At 42.1% G+C, this 18,337-nt stretch carries 22 protein-coding genes; 12 read left to right on the forward strand and 10 right to left on the reverse strand.

Going from position 1 to position 18,337, the window contains the following annotated elements; translation table 11 throughout:
- Window positions 1–12: 12 nt before the first annotated feature.
- Entirely contained in the window at window positions 13–1,488 is a 1,476-nt protein-coding gene (rpoN, locus tag IDJ76_RS01610) for an RNA polymerase factor sigma-54 (RefSeq protein WP_191160049.1), read from the reverse strand.
- Between the two features lie 153 nt (window positions 1,489–1,641).
- Between rpoN and mscL the strand changes: the two genes are divergently transcribed.
- The 3 genes from mscL to IDJ76_RS01625 are packed head-to-tail and all read left to right on the forward strand — an operon-like array spanning window position 1,642 to window position 2,806.
- Window positions 1,642–2,052 carry a large-conductance mechanosensitive channel protein MscL gene (gene mscL / locus IDJ76_RS01615; RefSeq protein ID WP_191160051.1) on the forward strand — a complete coding sequence of 137 codons (411 nt, stop codon included), beginning with the start codon at window positions 1,642–1,644 and terminating at the stop codon, window positions 2,050–2,052.
- Window positions 2,053–2,059: 7 nt separating this feature from the next.
- On the forward strand, window positions 2,060–2,458 hold the full coding sequence (locus IDJ76_RS01620) for a hypothetical protein (RefSeq protein ID WP_191160053.1): 399 nt from the start codon (window positions 2,060–2,062) through the stop codon (window positions 2,456–2,458).
- A gap of 6 nt (window positions 2,459–2,464) precedes the next feature.
- On the forward strand, window positions 2,465–2,806 hold the full coding sequence (locus IDJ76_RS01625; RefSeq protein WP_191160055.1) for an MmcQ/YjbR family DNA-binding protein: 342 nt from the start codon (window positions 2,465–2,467) through the stop codon (window positions 2,804–2,806).
- A 34-nt stretch (window positions 2,807–2,840) separates the two neighbouring features.
- Here the strand turns inward: IDJ76_RS01625 and IDJ76_RS01630 are convergent, their stop codons facing one another.
- A complete protein-coding gene (locus IDJ76_RS01630) occupies window positions 2,841–3,713 on the reverse strand; it encodes a ChaN family lipoprotein (RefSeq protein ID WP_191160057.1) in 873 nt (290 codons plus the stop codon).
- Window positions 3,714–3,854: 141 nt separating this feature from the next.
- Here IDJ76_RS01630 and rpmH point away from each other — a divergent pair, with 141 nt between their 5' ends.
- From rpmH to tsaB, 4 genes are all read left to right on the forward strand, one after another.
- A complete protein-coding gene (gene rpmH / locus IDJ76_RS01635) occupies window positions 3,855–4,013 on the forward strand; it encodes a 50S ribosomal protein L34 (RefSeq protein WP_082800363.1) in 159 nt (52 codons plus the stop codon).
- Between the two features lie 73 nt (window positions 4,014–4,086).
- Window positions 4,087–4,470, forward strand: coding sequence for a ribonuclease P protein component (rnpA, locus tag IDJ76_RS01640; protein ID WP_191160058.1), 384 nt, complete (start codon window positions 4,087–4,089; stop codon window positions 4,468–4,470).
- On the forward strand, window positions 4,467–4,709 hold the full coding sequence (gene yidD / locus IDJ76_RS01645; RefSeq protein WP_191160060.1) for a membrane protein insertion efficiency factor YidD: 243 nt from the start codon (window positions 4,467–4,469) through the stop codon (window positions 4,707–4,709). The genes rnpA and yidD overlap by 4 nt, the downstream gene beginning before the upstream one ends.
- Before the next feature lie 96 nt (window positions 4,710–4,805).
- A complete protein-coding gene (gene tsaB / locus IDJ76_RS01650) occupies window positions 4,806–5,498 on the forward strand; it encodes a tRNA (adenosine(37)-N6)-threonylcarbamoyltransferase complex dimerization subunit type 1 TsaB (protein WP_191160062.1) in 693 nt (230 codons plus the stop codon).
- 3 nt (window positions 5,499–5,501) lie between these two features.
- Here the strand turns inward: tsaB and IDJ76_RS01655 are convergent, their stop codons facing one another.
- Together IDJ76_RS01655 and IDJ76_RS01660 are read right to left on the reverse strand one after the other, a co-directional pair.
- Window positions 5,502–6,935, reverse strand: coding sequence for a DUF5723 family protein (locus IDJ76_RS01655; RefSeq protein WP_191160064.1), 1,434 nt, complete (start codon window positions 6,933–6,935; stop codon window positions 5,502–5,504).
- Window positions 6,936–7,063: 128 nt separating this feature from the next.
- Window positions 7,064–8,659 carry a hypothetical protein gene (locus tag IDJ76_RS01660; RefSeq protein WP_191160066.1) on the reverse strand — a complete coding sequence of 532 codons (1,596 nt, stop codon included), beginning with the start codon at window positions 8,657–8,659 and terminating at the stop codon, window positions 7,064–7,066.
- Between the two features lie 84 nt (window positions 8,660–8,743).
- Here IDJ76_RS01660 and IDJ76_RS01665 point away from each other — a divergent pair, with 84 nt between their 5' ends.
- From IDJ76_RS01665 to IDJ76_RS01675, 3 genes are all read left to right on the forward strand, one after another.
- A complete protein-coding gene (locus tag IDJ76_RS01665) occupies window positions 8,744–9,130 on the forward strand; it encodes a DUF423 domain-containing protein (RefSeq protein ID WP_191160068.1) in 387 nt (128 codons plus the stop codon).
- 4 nt (window positions 9,131–9,134) lie between these two features.
- Window positions 9,135–11,621, forward strand: a complete 2,487-nt coding sequence (gene priA, locus IDJ76_RS01670) for a replication restart helicase PriA (RefSeq protein WP_191160070.1) — start codon at window positions 9,135–9,137, stop codon at window positions 11,619–11,621.
- 108 nt (window positions 11,622–11,729) lie between these two features.
- Window positions 11,730–12,386 (forward strand): protein-L-isoaspartate(D-aspartate) O-methyltransferase, encoded by a 657-nt coding sequence (locus IDJ76_RS01675; RefSeq protein ID WP_191160072.1) that lies wholly within the window; start codon window positions 11,730–11,732, stop codon window positions 12,384–12,386.
- 62 nt (window positions 12,387–12,448) lie between these two features.
- Here the strand turns inward: IDJ76_RS01675 and IDJ76_RS01680 are convergent, their stop codons facing one another.
- The 4 genes from IDJ76_RS01680 to IDJ76_RS01695 all read right to left on the reverse strand — a co-directional run bounded on the left by IDJ76_RS01680 (window position 12,449) and on the right by IDJ76_RS01695 (window position 16,029).
- Entirely contained in the window at window positions 12,449–12,859 is a 411-nt protein-coding gene (locus IDJ76_RS01680; protein ID WP_191160074.1) for an ester cyclase, read from the reverse strand.
- Between the two features lie 155 nt (window positions 12,860–13,014).
- Complete coding sequence (smpB, locus tag IDJ76_RS01685) at window positions 13,015–13,464, reverse strand: SsrA-binding protein SmpB (RefSeq protein ID WP_191160075.1); 450 nt, start codon at window positions 13,462–13,464, stop codon at window positions 13,015–13,017.
- Between the two features lie 28 nt (window positions 13,465–13,492).
- Window positions 13,493–15,382, reverse strand: a complete 1,890-nt coding sequence (locus IDJ76_RS01690) for an Nramp family divalent metal transporter (protein ID WP_191160077.1) — start codon at window positions 15,380–15,382, stop codon at window positions 13,493–13,495.
- Window positions 15,379–16,029, reverse strand: coding sequence for a metal-dependent transcriptional regulator (locus IDJ76_RS01695; protein ID WP_191160079.1), 651 nt, complete (start codon window positions 16,027–16,029; stop codon window positions 15,379–15,381). Before IDJ76_RS01695 ends, IDJ76_RS01690 begins: the two co-directional genes overlap by 4 nt.
- A gap of 129 nt (window positions 16,030–16,158) precedes the next feature.
- Here IDJ76_RS01695 and IDJ76_RS01700 point away from each other — a divergent pair, with 129 nt between their 5' ends.
- Window positions 16,159–16,629 (forward strand): Lrp/AsnC family transcriptional regulator, encoded by a 471-nt coding sequence (locus tag IDJ76_RS01700; protein WP_191160081.1) that lies wholly within the window; start codon window positions 16,159–16,161, stop codon window positions 16,627–16,629.
- 67 nt (window positions 16,630–16,696) lie between these two features.
- On the opposite strand, the gene ung is transcribed toward IDJ76_RS01700, so the two are convergent.
- Window positions 16,697–17,377, reverse strand: coding sequence for a uracil-DNA glycosylase (ung, locus tag IDJ76_RS01705; protein ID WP_191160083.1), 681 nt, complete (start codon window positions 17,375–17,377; stop codon window positions 16,697–16,699).
- Between the two features lie 74 nt (window positions 17,378–17,451).
- Here ung and IDJ76_RS01710 point away from each other — a divergent pair, with 74 nt between their 5' ends.
- On the forward strand, window positions 17,452–18,009 hold the full coding sequence (locus IDJ76_RS01710; protein ID WP_191160085.1) for a tetratricopeptide repeat protein: 558 nt from the start codon (window positions 17,452–17,454) through the stop codon (window positions 18,007–18,009).
- 15 nt (window positions 18,010–18,024) lie between these two features.
- On the opposite strand, the gene IDJ76_RS01715 is transcribed toward IDJ76_RS01710, so the two are convergent.
- Window positions 18,025–18,279 carry a hypothetical protein gene (locus IDJ76_RS01715; RefSeq protein WP_191160087.1) on the reverse strand — a complete coding sequence of 85 codons (255 nt, stop codon included), beginning with the start codon at window positions 18,277–18,279 and terminating at the stop codon, window positions 18,025–18,027.
- Window positions 18,280–18,337 lie beyond the last annotated feature (58 nt).

Raw genomic sequence — 18,337 nt, forward strand, 5'->3', positions numbered from 1 at the left:
ACTGATCGCTAACTATAGCTCTTTCCGTAGCCTTGCTACCGGGATATTCATTTGTTCGCGGTATTTGGCAACAGTTCGGCGTGCGATATTATAGCCCGCATCCTTTAATATATCGGTAAGCTTTTCATCGGCCAATGGGTGGCGTTTGTCTTCCTTACCGATATGCTCTTCCAATATTTTTTTAACCTCTTTGTTCGATACTTCCTCGCCGCTTTCGGTTTGGATAGCCTCGCTAAAAAACGATTTCAACAGGAATGTGCCAAACTCGGTTTGCACATATTTAGAGTTAGCAACGCGCGATACGGTAGAGATATCCATGCCAATCCTGTCCGCAATGTCCTTCAGGATCATCGGTTTCAGGTTTTTGTCATCGCCGGTTAAAAAGAAATCGTACTGATATTGCATGATGGCATTCATCGTTTTCAAGAGCGTTTGCTGGCGCTGCTTAATGGCGTCAATAAACCACTTTGCCGAATCCAGCTTTTGCTTCACGAACTGTACCGCTTCTTTTAGTTTTTTATCTTTTTGCGATGCCTTATCATAATGCTGAAACATCTCCTGGTAGGAACGGCTCACCTTCAATTCCGGCGCGTTCTTGGAATTAAGGGTCAGCATTAAAAAACCATCGTTATTGGTGATATGAAAATCGGGTATCACCTGCATTTGTTTGGTGCTTACCTCGTTACTATCGCCTGGTTTTGGGTTCAGTTTTAAAATCTCGTTCACCACACCACGCAATTCAATCGAATTCATGTTTAATGATCGCTCTAGCTTATCATAGTGCTTGCGGGTAAACTCGTCAAGATAATCCTCAACCACAATTATCGCCTTCTTGATGATCAGGTCGTTAGGGTCCTTTTTACGCAGTTGTATCAGTAGACATTCCTGCAAGCTACGGGCGCCAACACCAGCGGGGTCAAAGCTTTGGATCACTTTAAGCATATCCTCCACTTCTTCATCCTCGGCCATTACATTTTGCGAAAAAGCAAGGTCGTCTGTCAACGACATGATAGGTCTGCGCAGGTAGCCGTCGTCATCTAAGCTTCCGATGATCTGTTTTCCAATGGCAAAATCTTTATCTGATACGGGCAGCAGGTCCAACTGCGCCTGCAGGCTTTCGAAAAATGAGCTTTGTACCGCTATCGGGATCTCTTTACGTTCATCTTCGTCGTCACCATTTTGGTCGTAGCGCGATCCGTAATCGTTCACGCTATCATCCTGCAGGTAGTCGTCAATGTTAAACTCATCCATTTCTCCCTTTTCGTCATCGCTGTTGTAAGTATCCTCGTCAGGGTCACGGTCGGGGTACTGCTCTTCAGGTTCGTTAAGGTTGGTTAGGCTGATGTCTTCTAAAGCGGGGTTCTCTTCCAATTCTTCTTTGATACGAGTATCTAACGATACCGTAGGCACCTGCAGCAACTTGATAAATTGTATTTGCTGTGGAGAAAGTTTTTGTAAAAGTTTTTGCTGAAGATTCTGTTTTAACATATAGATAGACGTGGCCAAAAATACACCATTTCCCTTGTTATTTAAAATTACTTACAATATAGGCTGGTGGAATGTTGTTTAAATACTTTTCGGCAAAATTTGTTTGGGCTACCTAATATTTTTGATAACTTTAAATACACAACAAAATTCGATATGGGAGTTGCAAAAGAATTTAAGGAATTTGCTCTAAAGGGTAATGTGGTTGATTTAGCAGTGGGTGTGATCATCGGGGCCGCTTTTGGTAAAATAGTTACGTCGTTAGTAACAGATGTTTTGATGCCGCCTATAGGATATATTACCGGTGGGGTAGATTTTGCCGATAAAAAGATCGTGCTTACCCCTGCAGACGCGGCAACTAAAGCGCCCGAAGTAGCCATCCATTACGGCCTTTTTATCAACTCGGTTATCCAATTCCTGATAATCGCTTTCTGCATATTTATTGTGGTTAAGGCCATTAACGCCATGAAAAAGAAAGAAGAGGTTGCACCATCGGCCACGGCTGCTCCATCAAAAGAAGAATTGCTGCTTACCGATATCAGGGATATTTTAGCAAATAAAAAATAAACTTTACATGCCGCCTAATTACAGTCCTGCGGATGAAAAAGCAATGCTTTATGTATACTCTATTTTAGGTGCTATAATAGCTGTTAGTGTTTATTTTTGCCTTAGATATAACAATCAGCAAACTTCTAAGCGCCTAAAAGCTGAAGGGACAAGTATTTACTGTCGTGTTGATTCGGCTTTTAAGATAGACCATGGCAGGGGTGGTGTCGAGCATCATTTAGCTATAACTTATGATCGGTTTCGACAAAAGAACAAGGTTGATTTAGTGGTCAGTGATCAAGAGTTTAGTGCTTATAAGGTATCAGATACCGTAATTTTAAGGAAGTTGCCACATAATAATGCATCAAGTTATATGAAGATTATAGGTTCAAAAAGCAACGGTGCGGAATTATTTGTGAAATATTAAATTATAATGTTTGATATACTCCGGCAGATAGCTCTTTCACTACCCGAGGTTACCGAAGAGCCGCACTTTCATAAAACGTCGTTCAGGGTAGCAAAAAAAATTTTTGCTACCATAGTCCCAAATGAAGGCCATGCGACTGTGAAATTATCGCCGGCTGAACAGGACGTATTCTGTACATTTGATGCCAATGTTGTTTACCCCGTACCCAACAAATGGGGGCAGCAGGGCTGGACGCACGTTAACCTTGTTACTATTGAAGAAAAAATGCTGGTTGCGGTTTTAAAAAGCGCCTACAAGGAAGTGGCGCCAAAGAAATTAGGCGATCTGATCAAATTTGATGAAGCTTAAAAAAACTACGTAACATCAATCATTTTTCACAACTTTAAAACGTTTTCGGCAGCTTTGGGTCGGTAATGATGATGTAATTACCAAAACTGGCGTATTTGGTCCAGTCGGGATTGTCAAAGTTATCATCGGCGTATGCCTGGATGTTGATCAATTTTACGCCCGGCGCATACTTTTTCAATTGCGCTACGGTGCCCAGCTTTTCTTCACTATGAAACCCGCCGTTCACCTGGAAGATCTTGAAGCCTTTATTGGCCTTGTAGAATTTAGCTATCGAGTTGCCCATGGTAGCATCCCACAAGTTTTGTGATTGGTAAATATGCATTGGGCCGCCATGTCCGCCCATTATTTCGCCAAATTTTTCATAATAGCGGCCTGTAGCGGTATCGATGGGTAAGGGTGGCAACCAACCCTTAGCGGTGGCGTCCAGTTTTTGCAATTCTGATAATCCGGCGCGGGTAGTCATGTTGGTATAGCGGGTAGGGGCGTTGGCGGCTATTATGGGGAGGTTGGCGGTTTTAGCAAGCTCTACCATCAGCCGGTAATCTTTATAGTTGTTCCAGGCGCGGCCTTCGGTAATCAGGTTTTTCTCACGGATAAAGCCTGCGAGGTATTCGTTCAACACGGTTTGGCAATCCGTTTGGAACATCTCCATAGATAATGCCGTTTTAGCCGGATATTTATCAACCAGTTTTTTAAATAATACCTGCTCCAAATAATGGCCGGTACTGTCGTTATGTTCTTCGCCAAAAAATAAAACGTCGGCTTTGCTCATATCGCTTACCACGTCATCCAGCGTCGCCAAGATTTTCTTGGCAGTGTTATAAATCTTATAATGCTTCGCCATCGGATCCTGGCAAAAAGCAAATAAAGGAGCGAAGATTAGCAATAAGACGGCAGTAAATTTCATAGCTTATATAGGTATGTTAATATGTTGATAAATACGCGTTATCAAATAACCACATTTGTATTTGAAAAAACTAAAAAAAAACCTACATTTGCACTCTTGTTTTTAAAACGGAAAGTTAGAATAATAGAATAAAATATAGCCATGAAAAGAACGTTTCAGCCCTCACAAAGGAAAAGAAGAAATAAACACGGTTTCCGTGAGCGCATGTCAACTGCTAACGGCAGAAGGATCCTTGCTGCAAGAAGAGCAAAAGGAAGAAAAAGATTAACCGTTTCTGACGAGCGCAGCCACAAAGCTTAATCTGGTTGTTTACTCCTTGTAAAAGGAGCCGAACCGGTTGTAAAGCTTATTTTTCGGTTCAGCACTAACAACTATGTATACTTTTACGAAAGAAGAACGGTTATGTAATAAAAGGCTTATTGACGGTCTTTTTCATAACGGTTCTTCTTTTTTATGTTATCCCTTCAGGGCCTCATGGCAGTTAACAGATGCCGTGCAGAAATTCCCCGTGCAAATATTATTTTCGGTCGCAAAAAAGCGTTACAAACACGCTGTAGATCGTAATTTAATTAAGCGCCGCATGCGCGAGGCCTATCGTCTGCAAAAACAAACTGCTATTTATGAAGCATTAACCGCTGCCGATAAAAAGATAATACTATCGGTTGGTTATATTGGTAAAGAAATTTTGCCTTATGATGTGCTGGAAAAAAAAATGCTGAAGGTTTTAACGCAGCTTGCCGCGGAGGTTGTTAAATGAAGGCTTTATGGGATGCTGTTAAAACCGTAGTCGCGTCATTTTTTATCCTGCTGATAAAGATCTACCAATACATTATATCGCCGTTGACGGGTGCATCATGCCGATACACACCTACCTGTTCGCAGTATGGTGTAGAGGCTATTCGCAAGCACGGCGCATTTAAAGGTGGGTGGCTAACCATAAAACGTATTGCCAGTTGCAACCCCTGGGGCGGCCACGGGCATGATCCGGTACCTTGAAACTAAGTCAAAATTCAAAAGTATAAAGTCAGAACTGTGCATCTGAGTTTAGCTTTCCTTTTTTTAATTTTGACTTTTTAATTTTGACTTCAACAAATGGCTTTAATACTCCAGATAGAAACCGCTACCACATCCTGCTCCGTTGCTTTGGCAAAGGATGGCGAAATGTTGGCTTTTAAAGAAATAGACCAGCGTAACATTCATGCCGAGGTGATTACTTTGTATATCGATGAAATTCTGGCGCTAAGTAACGCTACTTATGCCCAGTTGGACGCCATTGCTGTTAGCTGTGGCCCCGGCTCATATACCGGGCTAAGGATAGGGGTATCTACCGCTAAAGGCCTTTGTTTTGCTCTGGATAAACCTTTAATATCTGTCGATACACTTGCAGCAATGGCAACGGGCCTTGTAACACAGGGTAACATTGATAACCATACTTTGTTGTGCCCAATGATCGATGCCCGGCGTATGGAGGTTTACACAGCTATATACCGCAGTAATGGCGAGGTGGTTAAACCTATAACTGCCGAAATCATTGACAAGGATAGCTTCGCAGAACTGTTAGCGGGTAATGATATTTTATTTTTTGGCGATGGGGCCGGCAAATGCTGCGAGGTATTCTCAAACAACTCCCATGCACGTTTCCTGGACGGTTTTGCCAATTCAGCAATACATCTTACCCAAATTGCTGCCGATAAATTTGATAATAGTGACTTTGTTGATGTGGCTTACTTTGAGCCTTATTATCTGAAAGATTTTATTGCCGGGGTAAAAAAGAGTATTGTGTAGCTGCTAATCTCCGTGGTTAAACAAACGGCTCCATAAACGATCAAAAAAAGTTCGTTTGGCATTTAGCGGAACATCGCTGGCATTCATAGGGTGCTCTATCACCGCACCAAATTTTAACGAAAACCCTAAAAAGATATCGGCTCCCGTGTAGAACGAGTTCCGGTTTATTTCCGTACTATTCCCGTTTGCAGCCAGTAGCAACCTGCCCGATTGGATAAGCTTCTCGCTGCCGATAAAGAACTCGGCGTTTGGTGATTTAATTAACATTTGCCCGCCTGCACTTAATATCTTATACTGATCATAAGAGGTAGTAGCACTTAACGTAAGGTTTTTATAAGTTACCGGGTTTATCATGGCTACGGTTAAACCGTTATAAAAGAGTTCTTTAGATACGATGATGGTAGGCGAGTACCTGAATTTTTTTTCGTAGCCAAGCCAATAACTTTTATTGGCACTCAATTCTGCCCTGGCGTTTGTAGCCGTAACAAAAGAACCCTGATTTGCGCCGCTGTGTATAATACGGTGGTTAGCTCCAAAAACATTGTCTTCCCGATTCTCAGTCGACAAGCCCTCAATAACGTCTGCCGCGTTAAATTTATAAGTAGTAGAGCGGTTACTCCAGCGAATAAAACCGAGGTCTTTTAAGTTAGCCTGTAAATTAAAATTATCGCGGGTACGGTATGTGGTGCCCAAAGTAATTGACGCACCCGGATTACGAAAGGTGGGCAAATTATCGTGCAGTGTGAATTTACCAGGTGTGTAGTCTATCAGGTAGGTGCCTGCCATACTAACAAAAGCCCTGTCCATTGGCCTGTCAAACTCAATTTGCGACTGGTTAACCGTAAGTTTTTGATATTGTATCCCCAGCAAGCCACTTAATTTTATGCCGTACGCAAACTGCTTACTCGCCTTTTCGCGAAAGCTAAAGCTTATTTGATGGTATGACTGGTATTGCAGATCGTTGTTGAAAATGTTGTCGTAAGTATTATTAGCAAAAGCCCCCGGCCCATTAAATAAAGCAACAGATTCGTCCGTCAAAAATCCACGGCCTTCTTCACGGCTTTGTACCGAGAAGCCTAACTCCGCATTATTATTTATGCCGATAAAGGCCTTATACATAATAAAGTAAATGTTGGCGTTTTCGCGCAGGCGATTAATGGCACCCTGGCCAATTAGCAAGTTTGAATTTTCATACCTGCCATCAAAGGCCCTGCTTCTTAAACTGGGTTGTGCGTTACCCGTTATATGGAAGCTGCCGTAAACATTGGGTAAAAAAAGGTTAAAAGCGTATTGTCTGCTGGAATCTGGTGTGAAAGTTTGTACTGCAGGGTTTTCAAATCCCTCGTAAAGGGTGCCCGTATTATAATGGAAGAATTGCTGACTGAATACCCTTGAAACGAAAAATATAAAAAAAATAGATAGTAAGAATATCCTCATATATGTCACCGCTCCTGTTGATGTAGGTGCGCGCTTTGTAATAGTTAAACATTTAGCACACCCCTTTGGCCATGTATTACGGTCTTTAACGTAATTATGTGGTCAGGGTTGTATTTTTAACGCCTCTTTTATTCTTTTTTAAGCTGCAATGTATCTTTTTTATTTTTAAGCATGCAGAAGTTTGTGTAAAAGTTTTTGTCGGCAGCCGCTATTTGGTAAGATGCTGCATAAAAGTTACTCATAGAGAGTGCATCGTTCTTGTAGGCGTTGTAAGCATCTTCCTTTAAATCGGCCTTTAAAATTTGCTGCGAATTTTTAAAATTGATAAAAAATACCACGTTACTTCGTTCTGCTAAAAGATTATCAAAACTTAAGTATTGCTCTGTTTTGTTTAAATATTTGCGGTTAAAATAAGTGTCGTTATAGCTTTCTAATTCCTTTACGGTATTAGCTAAAACCAGGTAATTGTCAATGATCCTAAAATAAGGCTGCCTGAAACCATTGAAGGCATCGCCCAATAAAAAGAAGGGCAGTTTGCCGTAATTAAATTGACCCACATCTTCTGTCAACATCCCGCTTATGTTATTCATAAAGGGCCGTAATTTTGAGCCATCCTTAATGGTAATTATGGCAAATTTTTCTCGGTAACGGGTGGTTACCACGGCAAACTCTTTGCCAAGCAGGCTGCTAAATTCTGTATATAAATTAATACCCGTTTCCGTTTTAATTTTATTGAATAATTGCTCCCGCTCCGCCTTTAGGCCTGCTTTGTTATGAAAGTCTGATAGATTGGCACTGAACTTTTTAGGATCAGATACGGCCATGCTCATCGCATAAGCCGTTGTAGATGGGAAAATCTCTTTCAAATCATTTACCATGGGCTGTTGGGAAGCAAACAGGTTTAGGTAACTGGCTGGTTTATTATGCAGTATATTTGAATATCCGTTAAACATCAGGGCATCTGTTTTGTAATTCAGGTTTAGTGCGGCAAGCGCGGGTAATAACTTAAAGCTTTTAAACAGGTCGGAATTATTATTCTTAAATAACTGGTTAAATAGCGGGTTAAGCTGCTCGTAGTTTACATATAAATTTGCTAGCGAATTGGAATTCTGCTTATCTGGCAGCAGCAGGAAAGATTCATCATCGCGGTCGCCTTTATAAGCTGCGCTTTGATCTAATAGCTCTTTTGAAAAGCTTGCCGAAAAAATATTGTCCTCTTTATTTATAATATAAAATCGCTTTTTTAACGATGAAAAATAAACGGTGTAACCTTTTTTATCGCCAATTTTTAAGGGTGTAATCACAAAACCTGTTTTTTGCAGCTTTGCCAAACGGTCAAACTGGGTGATGTCAAAATCTTTTGCTGCTGCCGCAGTTAACAATAGTTCAACGTCATTATCGTGCAAAGGGTGCGCCGATACAAAGATGTTGCTTCCATTAAATAATTGGTCAAGCATTACATTGCCGAACAAAACTTTTCTTACCGTATCCAATTCGCTTAATTTACGTTCGCCTATCAGGCTGCCTAAGAGCTTGTTGTCGGTAAAAATATCATAAAAGCTTTTCTCATTAGCAAACTCAAGTACCAGCGCGGCATTGTTGGGTATAGTGCGCGTTATGTTACCCGCATGTGTACCTGATGTATTTAAGTTTTTGAAATACTTAACGGTAATGTAAGCGGTAGCGGCAATTAAAATTAGTATACTTACTATAATTTTCTTCATCGCATTTGCGGGCGCAAGTTAGAATTTTACTGTACCACAATAAAGTAATACTTTCATTTGGTTAACTTAGCCTTTTATAACCGCATGAACAAACAAATTATTGTGACGGCATCGGTTTTGGGGGCACTGGCAGTAATTGCAGGCGCTTTTGGAGCCCATGCCTTACGCGCTTCGTTACCAGCTAAGCAGATGGAAGTATGGCAAACTGCTGTACAGTACCAGTTTTACCATGTCTTTGCGTTGCTATTCTTGTCAACGTATGCAAGTTTTAAAAATAAGCTTATTGTAAGCATTTATTACCTTTTCACGCTGGGTATCGTGTTTTTTTCGGGCTCATTATATTTGATCTCGCTGCGCGTTTTACTGGGGATGCCCGGTTTGGTAGCGTTAGGCCCCGTTACACCTATTGGCGGCTTACTTTTTATAATCGGGTGGGTATTGCTTGCATTGGCGGCTATCAGAAACAAGTAAACTGATGTTAGAATTTTCGGAAGGCTCTTATATACAACGTAAAACACTTTTTGTAGAAGTGATATTGCCGCTGGCCATCAGCAGGAATTATACTTACCGTGTGCCTTTTGAAATGAATAGCCTGGTTGAGACCGGCAAGCGTGTTGTGGTACAATTTGGTAAAAGTAAGTTGTATACCGCCATCATCGCGTCTATTACCGAACATGCCCCCGAAAAATACGAGGCTAAATACATTATCGAAGTTTTGGACGACAAGCCAGTGGTGACGGAAAGGCAACTTAAATTTTGGCATTGGATTGCGGAATATTATATGTGCAACGAAGGCGAGGTAATGAACGCCGCGCTTCCATCTGCCCTGAAATTGGCCAGCGAAACGAAAGTAATGCTGAACCGTGATTACGAATTTGACCGTACCCAACTTAACGACAAAGAATTTTTAATTACCGAAGCGCTGGACATTCAGCCCGAACTGACGATAAGCGACATTGCCAAACTGTTAGGCCAAAAAACGGTGATGCCTATCCTGAAGTCGCTGTTCGAGAAAAATGTTATCAATATATCTGAGGAGGTAAGCGAGCGGTATAAGCCCCGCCGTAAAACTTACCTTACCCTCAATCCCGAATACAATAATCCGGAGAGCCGCAAGGAACTTTTTACTATACTTGAAAAACGTGCTCCTAAGCAAGCCGACGCAGTTTTAGCGTATATGAAGTTGTCGCGCCAGCAAAAGGCCGTAACTAAAAACGAGTTAGTAGAAGAAAGCGGCGCAGGCGATTCGAGTATCAAATCACTTATCGAAAAGGAAGTTTTTATAGCAGAAGAGAGAACAGTAAGTCGATTGGGTTATGACGAGAATGACGATATAGCTAACTTTACGCTGAGTAATGCCCAGCAAATTGCTTTGCAAGAGGTGCAGCAGCAGCTTACAGAAAAGGATGTGGTGCTTTTGCACGGTGTTACCTCATCCGGAAAAACACAGATATATATCCGGTTGATAGAGGACGCTATGGCTACAGGCAAACAGGTGCTCTATCTGCTTCCCGAGATTGCCTTAACAACCCATATCATCGAACGCCTGCGCGTTTATTTTGGCACTCATATAGGCGTTTACCATTCGCGCTTCAATGATAACGAGCGGGTAGAGGTTTGGCGCAAGGTTTTAGACAACGAATACCAGGTAGTACTTGGCGCGCGCTCATCTGTGTTTTTGCCATTTCATGACCTTGGACTCATCATTGTTGACGAGGAACACGAAACATCTTACAAACAATATGACCCCGCGCCGCGATACAATGCGCGCGACGCTGCTATTTACTTAGCCAATTTGCACAAGGGAAAAGTGTTGTTAGGGTCGGCTACGCCGGCTTTTGAAACCTATTTTAACGCCCGTACCAAAAAATTCGGTTTGGTTGAGCTGGCCGAGCGTTATGGCGGCGTACAATTGCCGTTAATTGAGGTGGTAAGCATCGGTAAGGAAACTAAGGATAAAACCATGCAATCGCACTTTACCAGTGTGTTGATGCTTGATATGGAACAGGCTATTGCCAATAAAGAGCAAGTCATATTATTTCAAAACAGGCGTGGTTACGCACCTATATTGATGTGCCGTATTTGTGCCTACACCCCCAAATGCATTAATTGCGATGTAAGCCTCACTTACCATAAACATAGCGGTAAGCTACACTGCCATTATTGTGGTTATAAAGAAGATACGCCATCAGTATGCCCGGCCTGTGGGTCCACACATTTAGAGTATAAGGGTTTTGGTACCGAAAAGGTTGAGGATGAATTGTCTATGCTCATGCCTGATGCAAGGCTGGCGCGTATGGACCTGGATACCACCCGGTCGCGCAACTCGCTGCAAACCATTTTGAATAACCTCGAAGAAAAAAAAATAGATGTTTTAGTAGGTACCCAAATGGTTGCCAAGGGATTGGATTTTGCTGATGTCACCGTAATTGGGATCATTAATGCCGATAGTTTACTTAAGTACCCCGATTATAGGGCTAACGAACGCAGTTTCCAGATGCTGGCACAAGTAAGTGGCAGGGCGGGGCGCAGAGGCAAGCAAGGAAAGGTGGTGATACAAACGTACGACCCTAACCACCGTGTGATTAAACAAGTTATTGCCAACGACTACGCAGATCTGTATTTTACTGAAATGGAGGAGCGTAAAAGCTTTCATTACCCACCATTTTACCGCATCATCAATCTGGATGTAAAGCATAAGAATCCCGAGATATTATATAATCAGGCCGAGTACTTGGCTAATGAGTTGCGAAAGCACTTCGGCGAGCGCGTTATTGGCCCCGAGCCCCCGCTGATCAATCGCATCCGTAATTACTATATCAAATCTATTATGCTGAAGTTTGAGCGCGATACAATATCTATCGTAAAGGCGAAGGCAGTCATCAGGGAGGTGATCACCCAGTTCCAAACCACAAAGCTGGCAAAGGGTAGCATTGTTCAGCCGGATGTGGATCCGTATTAATTGTTGACAAATAACTCCGCTCAAAATCAGTCAACTGTATTAGAAATTAATCCTGTCAATCCATAAATCGTTTAATCCTGTCTAAATCATGTTAGCTTTGTAATTGAAATGGCATACAAGTTTATTGATAATTATAGGGAACAGGGCGCGCGTAAAAGACTTGTAGAGGTTTTAAGAAAAAAAGGCATTGAGGACGAAGGAGTTTTAAAAGCAATTGGTAAGATTCCCCGCCATTATTTTTTTGATGAAACCTTTTGGAACCAGGCCTATAAAGATATTGCCTTCCCGATAGGGGCCGGTCAAACCATTTCGCAGCCATATACTGTTGCTTACCAAACAGAGTTGCTCCATATCCGCAAGGGCGATAAGGTGCTGGAGATTGGCACCGGTTGTGGCTACCAAACCTGTGTGTTAATGGAACTGGGCGCTAAAGTAGTTACTATTGAGCGGCAGGAAAAATTGTATGAACGTACTATCCAGGTATTGCCTCATATGGGTTATCAACCAACTTTCTTTTTAGGTGATGGATCGATAGGTAGGGCAGAACATGCACCTTATGATAAAATAATTGTAACTGCCGGTGCACCAACCGTGCCCGAAGTTTTACTTAAGCAATTAAATATCGGTGGTATTTTAGTAATTCCGGTAGGCGACGAACAATCGCAAAAAATGGTTACCGTATTAAAAACGGGCGAGCATGATTATGAACGCCATGTGCTGGATACCTTCAGGTTTGTACCGTTGGTTGGCGATAGGGCCTGGTAAAATAAAAGCCTCTGGTGAAAAGGCGGGCAAAATGCTATAACAAATTGCCCGCTCCAGAAATTTTATATCGTTTTGCCCAACTGCTTTAAAATTCCTAATTCGTCAGAACTTCCCCAACGTTCGGTCATCTTGCCATCCGTAAATTTGCTGATTTGCATGCCGCGCACTTTAATAGTTTTGCCGGTAGGGGCTATTCCATTAAATTCTCCTTCTTGTGTGCCCGTAAGTTCGTAAGCGAATGAAACGTTATCTTCATCGGCTACTAAATGTTTCACCTCAATTTCCATGTCTGGAAAAGCCTTACGCATGGTTGTAAAAAAATCAATATAACCTTTTGGGCCGGGTGCCTGCCCCGGTGCCGGATCGTGATCTATGCAACCTTCAGCTACTAAGTCGTTCATCAATTCAAAATTCCCGGTGTTTACAGCTCCGCCAAATTTTTTCTGTGCTGCTATATTTGTTTCTTTACTCATGGTTAGTTTGTTTGCTAACCATTAAGCAAGACTAAAGCCAAAATCCAACTCTCGTTGATTTTAATTACGCTATTTGAGAGTATTGCGGTGTTAAGGCAGATATTTAATGACAGGGCGACTTTGATATTATATATGCTTTTCACAAGCTCGAAAAATTATCTTTTCATCGCTCTATCCATTTCTATCTTGGTATCGCGTTCCTTCAAGGTTTCGCGTTTATCGAAGGTCTTTTTACCCTGGGCAAGGCCTATTTCTAATTTGGCAAAACCTCGGTCGCTAATGAAGATGGCGAGGGGTACGATAGTTAACCCTTTTTCTTCTCCGCGGGTAGATAGTTTTTTAAGTTCTTTTTTGTTGAGTAGCAAAACCCTGTCGCGTTTAGCTTCATGATTGTAAAATGAGCCGAAGGAGTATTCGGAGATATGCAGGTTGCGCACGTAAAGCTGGCTATCTATAAACGTGCAAAAAGCATCATTGATATTCGCCTTACCTTCACGGATCGATTTGATCTCGGTACCCAGCAATTTAATGCCCGCTGTATATTTATCCAGTATAATGTACTCGAAATATGCTTTTTTATTCTTGATATATAGTTTCTGCTCCATCCTGCGCTTTCCTGCTGCAAATATGCAATTATTTTTTTTGGGGTTTAACAACCAGTACCGGCACGTTCACCTTATGGCGTACAGAGTTTACCGTTGTACCGAAGATCAGATCTTTCAACGCCTTATGCCCGTGCGAGCCCATCACCACAAAATCTATCTTGTTTTGGTTAATGATCTCTGCGATAGAAGTTGCAGCCCCGCCATATCCAATTTTTGATTCGGCTTTATAGCCCAGCTTTTTAAGTGCATCCACGTATTTATCTAAATTATCTACATCGCTTTGGGTTTCGTTATCCATTACCTGCCCGCCGTAATAACGGGCACCTGCGGTCTCTACCACGTGTATCAATGTGTAATGCGCTCGCTTACCGCCCTGCATCAGCGCGTGGCGAATACAGTCCTGATCGTTTTTAGAGAAATCTATTGTGACGGCTATGTTATTGTAATGCACCGCTTCCAGGTTGTCTAAGGCAGCAGCAATACCATGCGGTACAAGTACAGGCTGATCGGTGTGTTTGTATAATAGCGGCCTTAAAAAAACATACACTAACAAAGCACCGATGCCCACAGCGATAGGCGTGATCACATAATGTACCAAATTAGCTGCCCCCGCACTTGCAGCCGCCCAGGTATCTATTTCCTGTATAACCAGGCGTACATTTAACCCAACTATTAAAACAGCAAACACCCAGGCCAGTATTTTCAACCAGGTTTTTGTGGCAAATTTCCCCATCCGTTTTTTGTCTGATGTAAAGTGGATAAGCGGTATTACCGCAAAACCCAATTGCAAACTCAACACTACCTGGCTTAAGATTAACAACTTACCCAAACCTTCGTCGCCGGCGTGTAAAATGGTAAAAAAAGCCGGAACGATAGCCAGTATCCTTGTAAGCAACCGGCGTAACCAGGGCGCTATACGCAAGTTTAAGTGGCCTTCCATAATTATCTGCCCAGCCAATGTGCCTGTAACGGTCGAGCTTTGCCCGGCAGCGATAAGCGCAATGGCAAACAGGGCAGGAGCCAGCTTACCAAAAATATTGGTCAGCAGTTTGTGTGCGTCCTGAATTTCGGCAACCTCGTGGTACCCCCGGCCAAAAAAAGCGCTTGCCGCTAAGATCAATATGGCAGCGTTGACGAAGAAGGCTAGGTTGAGCGCTATAGTAGTATCCCAAAAGTTATACCGGATGGCGGTTTTAATACCTTCGTCGGTGCGATCTATTTTGCGGGTTTGCACTAATGATGAGTGCAGATACAAATTATGCGGCATAACTGTTGCACCAATTATGCCGATAGCCAGGTAAAGTGACTGATTATTCAGCTTAGTTGGGATAAACCCTTTGGCAATGTCCAGCACATCGGGTTGTACAATAAACATCTGCGCTAAAAATGCTACGCCCACTATAAATATCAACGAGATAATAAATCCCTCCAGCTTGCGCATACCCTTGTTGAGCAGGAATAACAGCAGAAGCGTATCTAATAAAGTTATCGACACCCCCCAAATCAGTGGTAGCCCGAATAAAAGGTTTAAACCGATAGCCATACCGATGATCTCGGCCAGGTCGCAGGCTATGATGGCTATTTGCGCCAGTATAAAAAGGCAAAAGTTAACAAAGCGCGGGTAAGTATGTTTAGATGCCTGCGCCAGGTCGAGCCCGCGTACAATGCCTAATCTTACAGCCAGGTTTTGCAGCAACAGTGCTATCATGTTTGATAACAGCAGCACCCATATTAAGCGATAGCCAAACTGGCTGCCCGCAGCCAGATCTGTTGCCCAGTTACCGGGGTCCATATAGCCGACGCTAACCAAATAGGCAGGGCCTAAAAATGAAAGTAGTTTACGCCACCCGGTTTTTCCTTCAGTAGTTACAGTGTTGTGTACGTTTCCCAACGAGTGGCTATCGTGCTGCTGTGTCATATGGCTATCAAAAGGTTATTAGCCACGTCGCGGCTGATGTGTATGTCATTATTGTCCATTTTCAGTATTACGGTGTTGTCGTAAGTTATTATCTCTTTCACTAAAATTTTTTTGCCGATGGTTAGTTGCTGTTTTTCCAGATATTGCAAAAACGCACTGGAGTGGTCTCTCACGCCAGAAATAATGCCACCCGAGTTAACAGCAATGGCAGCAATTGGTTTAAGGTCATTCTGTTTAAAATTGCCGTCGCAATCAGGTATCGGGTCGCCATGCGGGTCGCGCGTGGGGAAATCCATAAACTTATCCAGGCGATCAATCAGTTCGTTAGACGAGATATGTTCCATCTCTTCAGCCATATCATGCACTTCATCCCATTTAAAATTCAGCTTTTCTACCAAAAAATATTCCCAAAGCCGGTGTTTACGGATAATGTTAACAGCAACTTTCTCGCCCGCTGCTGTCAAACTTACGCCCTGATAGCGGGTGTAATTGATCAAAAGCTTATCGGCCAGTTTGCGCAGCATATCCGTAACAGACGAGGCCTTTGTTGCCAGTGAAGCTGCAATTTGATTGGTACTTACATTCTCTGCCTGTAATTGCAGTTTGTAAATGGCCTTTAAATAATTCTCTTCGGCTAATGTATGCATTTATGTAACTCTAATATATTTTTTAGACTTGCCTAAAAATACAATTTATTTAACAATATGTTTTGTGGAAAGAGATTTTTATGGAATTTTATTTTGTGTGAAGCAGAATAATATATATTTGCATGTACCATGGCAGCTGAATTAGACAAAATAGACCTCCAAATACTCAAGATCTTACAAGAGAACGGCCGCATAACCAACCTGCAGCTTTCTAACGAGATAGGCTTATCGCCTGCACCTACGTTAGAGCGTGTGCGCAAATTGGAAAATGCGCACTATATAAAGAGTTACCATGCTTTGGTGGATGAAGAGAAGCTGGGGCTGGGTATTAAAACCTTTATTCAGATCTCTTTAGATTTTCATCAGAAAAATACTATCCAAACCTTTTTGGATGAGATCCAAAGCATCAAAGAGGTAACAGAGTGCCACCACGTTACGGGCCAGTGCGACTTTCTGCTGAAGGTTTATGTGCGCGACATCAAGTCATACGAGCAACTCATTATGGAAAAGATAAGCCGTATTACGGTGGTTAAAACCTTCCAAACCATGATGATCATGAGCACCAGCAAAAAGGAACCTATTATTCCGTTGGAATATTAACAATATTGAATGACTGTATTAGTGATTTAGTGAATAAGTAAAAATCTGTAAATCACTAATTCAATAATTAAATCTGCCAGTCAATCGGATTCTTGCCCATTTTCTCTAAAAAATCATTTGTTTTAGAAAACGGTTTTGACCCGAAAAACCCGCCATGGCTTACTGCTAACGGCGATGGATGGGTAGATTTAATGACTAGGTGGTTGTTATCAGGATTGATCAATACACTTTTGGATTGTGCATAAGCCCCCCAAAGAATAAACACCAAACCCGTTTTTTCATCAGCCAATTTTTTGATAGCGGCATCCGTAAATTTTTCCCAGCCTTTTTTTTGATGAGAGCCTGCTGTAGCAGCTCGTACGGTTAGGGTAGCGTTTAATAATAGTACGCCTTGTTCGGCCCACTTGGTCAGGTCGCCGGTTTGGGGTGTTTTAAAGCTGGGCATATCTGTGGTAAGCTCCTTGTAAATATTTTTTAACGATGGTGGCGGTGTGATTCCCTCCCGTACAGAGAATGATAAGCCGTGAGCCTGATTTGGCCCGTGATAGGGATCCTGGCCAATGATCACCACCTTAACATTATCAAACGGAGTAATATTGAAGGCATTGAAGATCTCTTTATTTTTTGGATAGGTAACATGTCCCGCTTCCTTCTCCTGAACTAAGAATTGCTTCAGGCTGAACATGTAGGGTTTAGTTAATTCTTCGCCTAATATAGCGTTCCATCCGGGTTCTAATTCTCCTGCCATAAATATTGATACTGATGTTTTATTTAGGTTACAAATAACGATATTTGCGCATTGTTTTTACACTACTACAAATTATGTCAAATATAGTTAGGTTAATTATTGCTTGTGTTATAATGGGAGGGTCAATAGCCCTTTGCGTATTTGGTTTTTGGGGATGGGGAGTTCCCTTGTTCCTGATCGGCGGTTTGGTGCTGGTTACCTTCTTTTTTAATGAGAACATGCTGGTAGCCCAATTTTACCTGCGTAAAGAAAACTCTGAACAAGCAGAAGCCTGGTTAAACAAGATAACCGATTATGAAAAGCAATTACATAAGAACCAGTGGGGCTATTATAACCTGCTAATCGGTTTGATAGAATCGCGCAAGGCACCGTTGAAATCCGAAAAATACTTTAAGAAGGCCCTTCAATTGGGTTTAAATATGGGCCATAATCTTGCGTTGGCCAAGTTAAGCCTGGCAGGTATTTCTATGGCAAAGCGCAATAAGCGCGAAGCAGAAATGTACCTCAAAGAAGCGGCGAAAGATGATAAGAATAAGTTGCTTGCCGATCAGATCAAGATGATGAAGGGACAGATGGCACAAATGGATAAGCAACAGGTAGTGCGTGGCGGTTTCCGCCAACAGAAATTCTAAGAAGAAAGAAAACGACTATTTCTCGTCGAGGTTACTGTAATAGTCTGGTTCAGACGAGTGCCCTTGCTGTGGCTCGTAGTTCCGGTTAGGGATTTCTACATCAATACAATCTTCCAGATCGTCATGCTCCTGGGGTTGGTTTTGCGCCTTTGCAGGTTCAGACACTTCAACGATCTTTAGCAGGCTGCGGATAAACGACAGGTTAAAATTGCTCCTGTTTAGTTTGATCAGGTATTCGTTTTCGGTAATTTCTAATATCGAATTTGTCATTACATTTCATTTATAGGTGTCCGATTATAAAAATAAACCATCTATATTAATTGAAAGT

This window comes from Mucilaginibacter glaciei, assembly GCF_014773245.1.
GTDB lineage: Bacteria > Bacteroidota > Bacteroidia > Sphingobacteriales > Sphingobacteriaceae > Mucilaginibacter > Mucilaginibacter glaciei.

Bases quoted from the DNA above. Each gene is read 5' to 3' on its own strand.
- rpoN (WP_191160049.1), bottom strand. From the start codon at position 1,488: ATGTTAAAACAGAATCTTCAGCAAAAACTTTTACAAAAACTTTCTCCA.
- mscL (WP_191160051.1), top strand. From the start codon at position 1,642: ATGGGAGTTGCAAAAGAATTTAAGGAATTTGCTCTAAAGGGTAATGTG.
- IDJ76_RS01620 (WP_191160053.1), top strand. From the start codon at position 2,060: ATGCCGCCTAATTACAGTCCTGCGGATGAAAAAGCAATGCTTTATGTA.
- IDJ76_RS01625 (WP_191160055.1), top strand. From the start codon at position 2,465: ATGTTTGATATACTCCGGCAGATAGCTCTTTCACTACCCGAGGTTACC.
- IDJ76_RS01630 (WP_191160057.1), bottom strand. From the start codon at position 3,713: ATGAAATTTACTGCCGTCTTATTGCTAATCTTCGCTCCTTTATTTGCT.
- rpmH (WP_082800363.1), top strand. From the start codon at position 3,855: ATGAAAAGAACGTTTCAGCCCTCACAAAGGAAAAGAAGAAATAAACAC.
- rnpA (WP_191160058.1), top strand. From the start codon at position 4,087: ATGTATACTTTTACGAAAGAAGAACGGTTATGTAATAAAAGGCTTATT.
- yidD (WP_191160060.1), top strand. From the start codon at position 4,467: ATGAAGGCTTTATGGGATGCTGTTAAAACCGTAGTCGCGTCATTTTTT.
- tsaB (WP_191160062.1), top strand. From the start codon at position 4,806: ATGGCTTTAATACTCCAGATAGAAACCGCTACCACATCCTGCTCCGTT.
- IDJ76_RS01655 (WP_191160064.1), bottom strand. From the start codon at position 6,935: ATGAGGATATTCTTACTATCTATTTTTTTTATATTTTTCGTTTCAAGG.
- IDJ76_RS01660 (WP_191160066.1), bottom strand. From the start codon at position 8,659: ATGAAGAAAATTATAGTAAGTATACTAATTTTAATTGCCGCTACCGCT.
- IDJ76_RS01665 (WP_191160068.1), top strand. From the start codon at position 8,744: ATGAACAAACAAATTATTGTGACGGCATCGGTTTTGGGGGCACTGGCA.
- priA (WP_191160070.1), top strand. From the start codon at position 9,135: ATGTTAGAATTTTCGGAAGGCTCTTATATACAACGTAAAACACTTTTT.
- IDJ76_RS01675 (WP_191160072.1), top strand. From the start codon at position 11,730: ATGGCATACAAGTTTATTGATAATTATAGGGAACAGGGCGCGCGTAAA.
- IDJ76_RS01680 (WP_191160074.1), bottom strand. From the start codon at position 12,859: ATGAGTAAAGAAACAAATATAGCAGCACAGAAAAAATTTGGCGGAGCT.
- smpB (WP_191160075.1), bottom strand. From the start codon at position 13,464: ATGGAGCAGAAACTATATATCAAGAATAAAAAAGCATATTTCGAGTAC.
- IDJ76_RS01690 (WP_191160077.1), bottom strand. From the start codon at position 15,382: ATGACACAGCAGCACGATAGCCACTCGTTGGGAAACGTACACAACACT.
- IDJ76_RS01695 (WP_191160079.1), bottom strand. From the start codon at position 16,029: ATGCATACATTAGCCGAAGAGAATTATTTAAAGGCCATTTACAAACTG.
- IDJ76_RS01700 (WP_191160081.1), top strand. From the start codon at position 16,159: ATGGCAGCTGAATTAGACAAAATAGACCTCCAAATACTCAAGATCTTA.
- ung (WP_191160083.1), bottom strand. From the start codon at position 17,377: ATGGCAGGAGAATTAGAACCCGGATGGAACGCTATATTAGGCGAAGAA.
- IDJ76_RS01710 (WP_191160085.1), top strand. From the start codon at position 17,452: ATGTCAAATATAGTTAGGTTAATTATTGCTTGTGTTATAATGGGAGGG.
- IDJ76_RS01715 (WP_191160087.1), bottom strand. From the start codon at position 18,279: ATGACAAATTCGATATTAGAAATTACCGAAAACGAATACCTGATCAAA.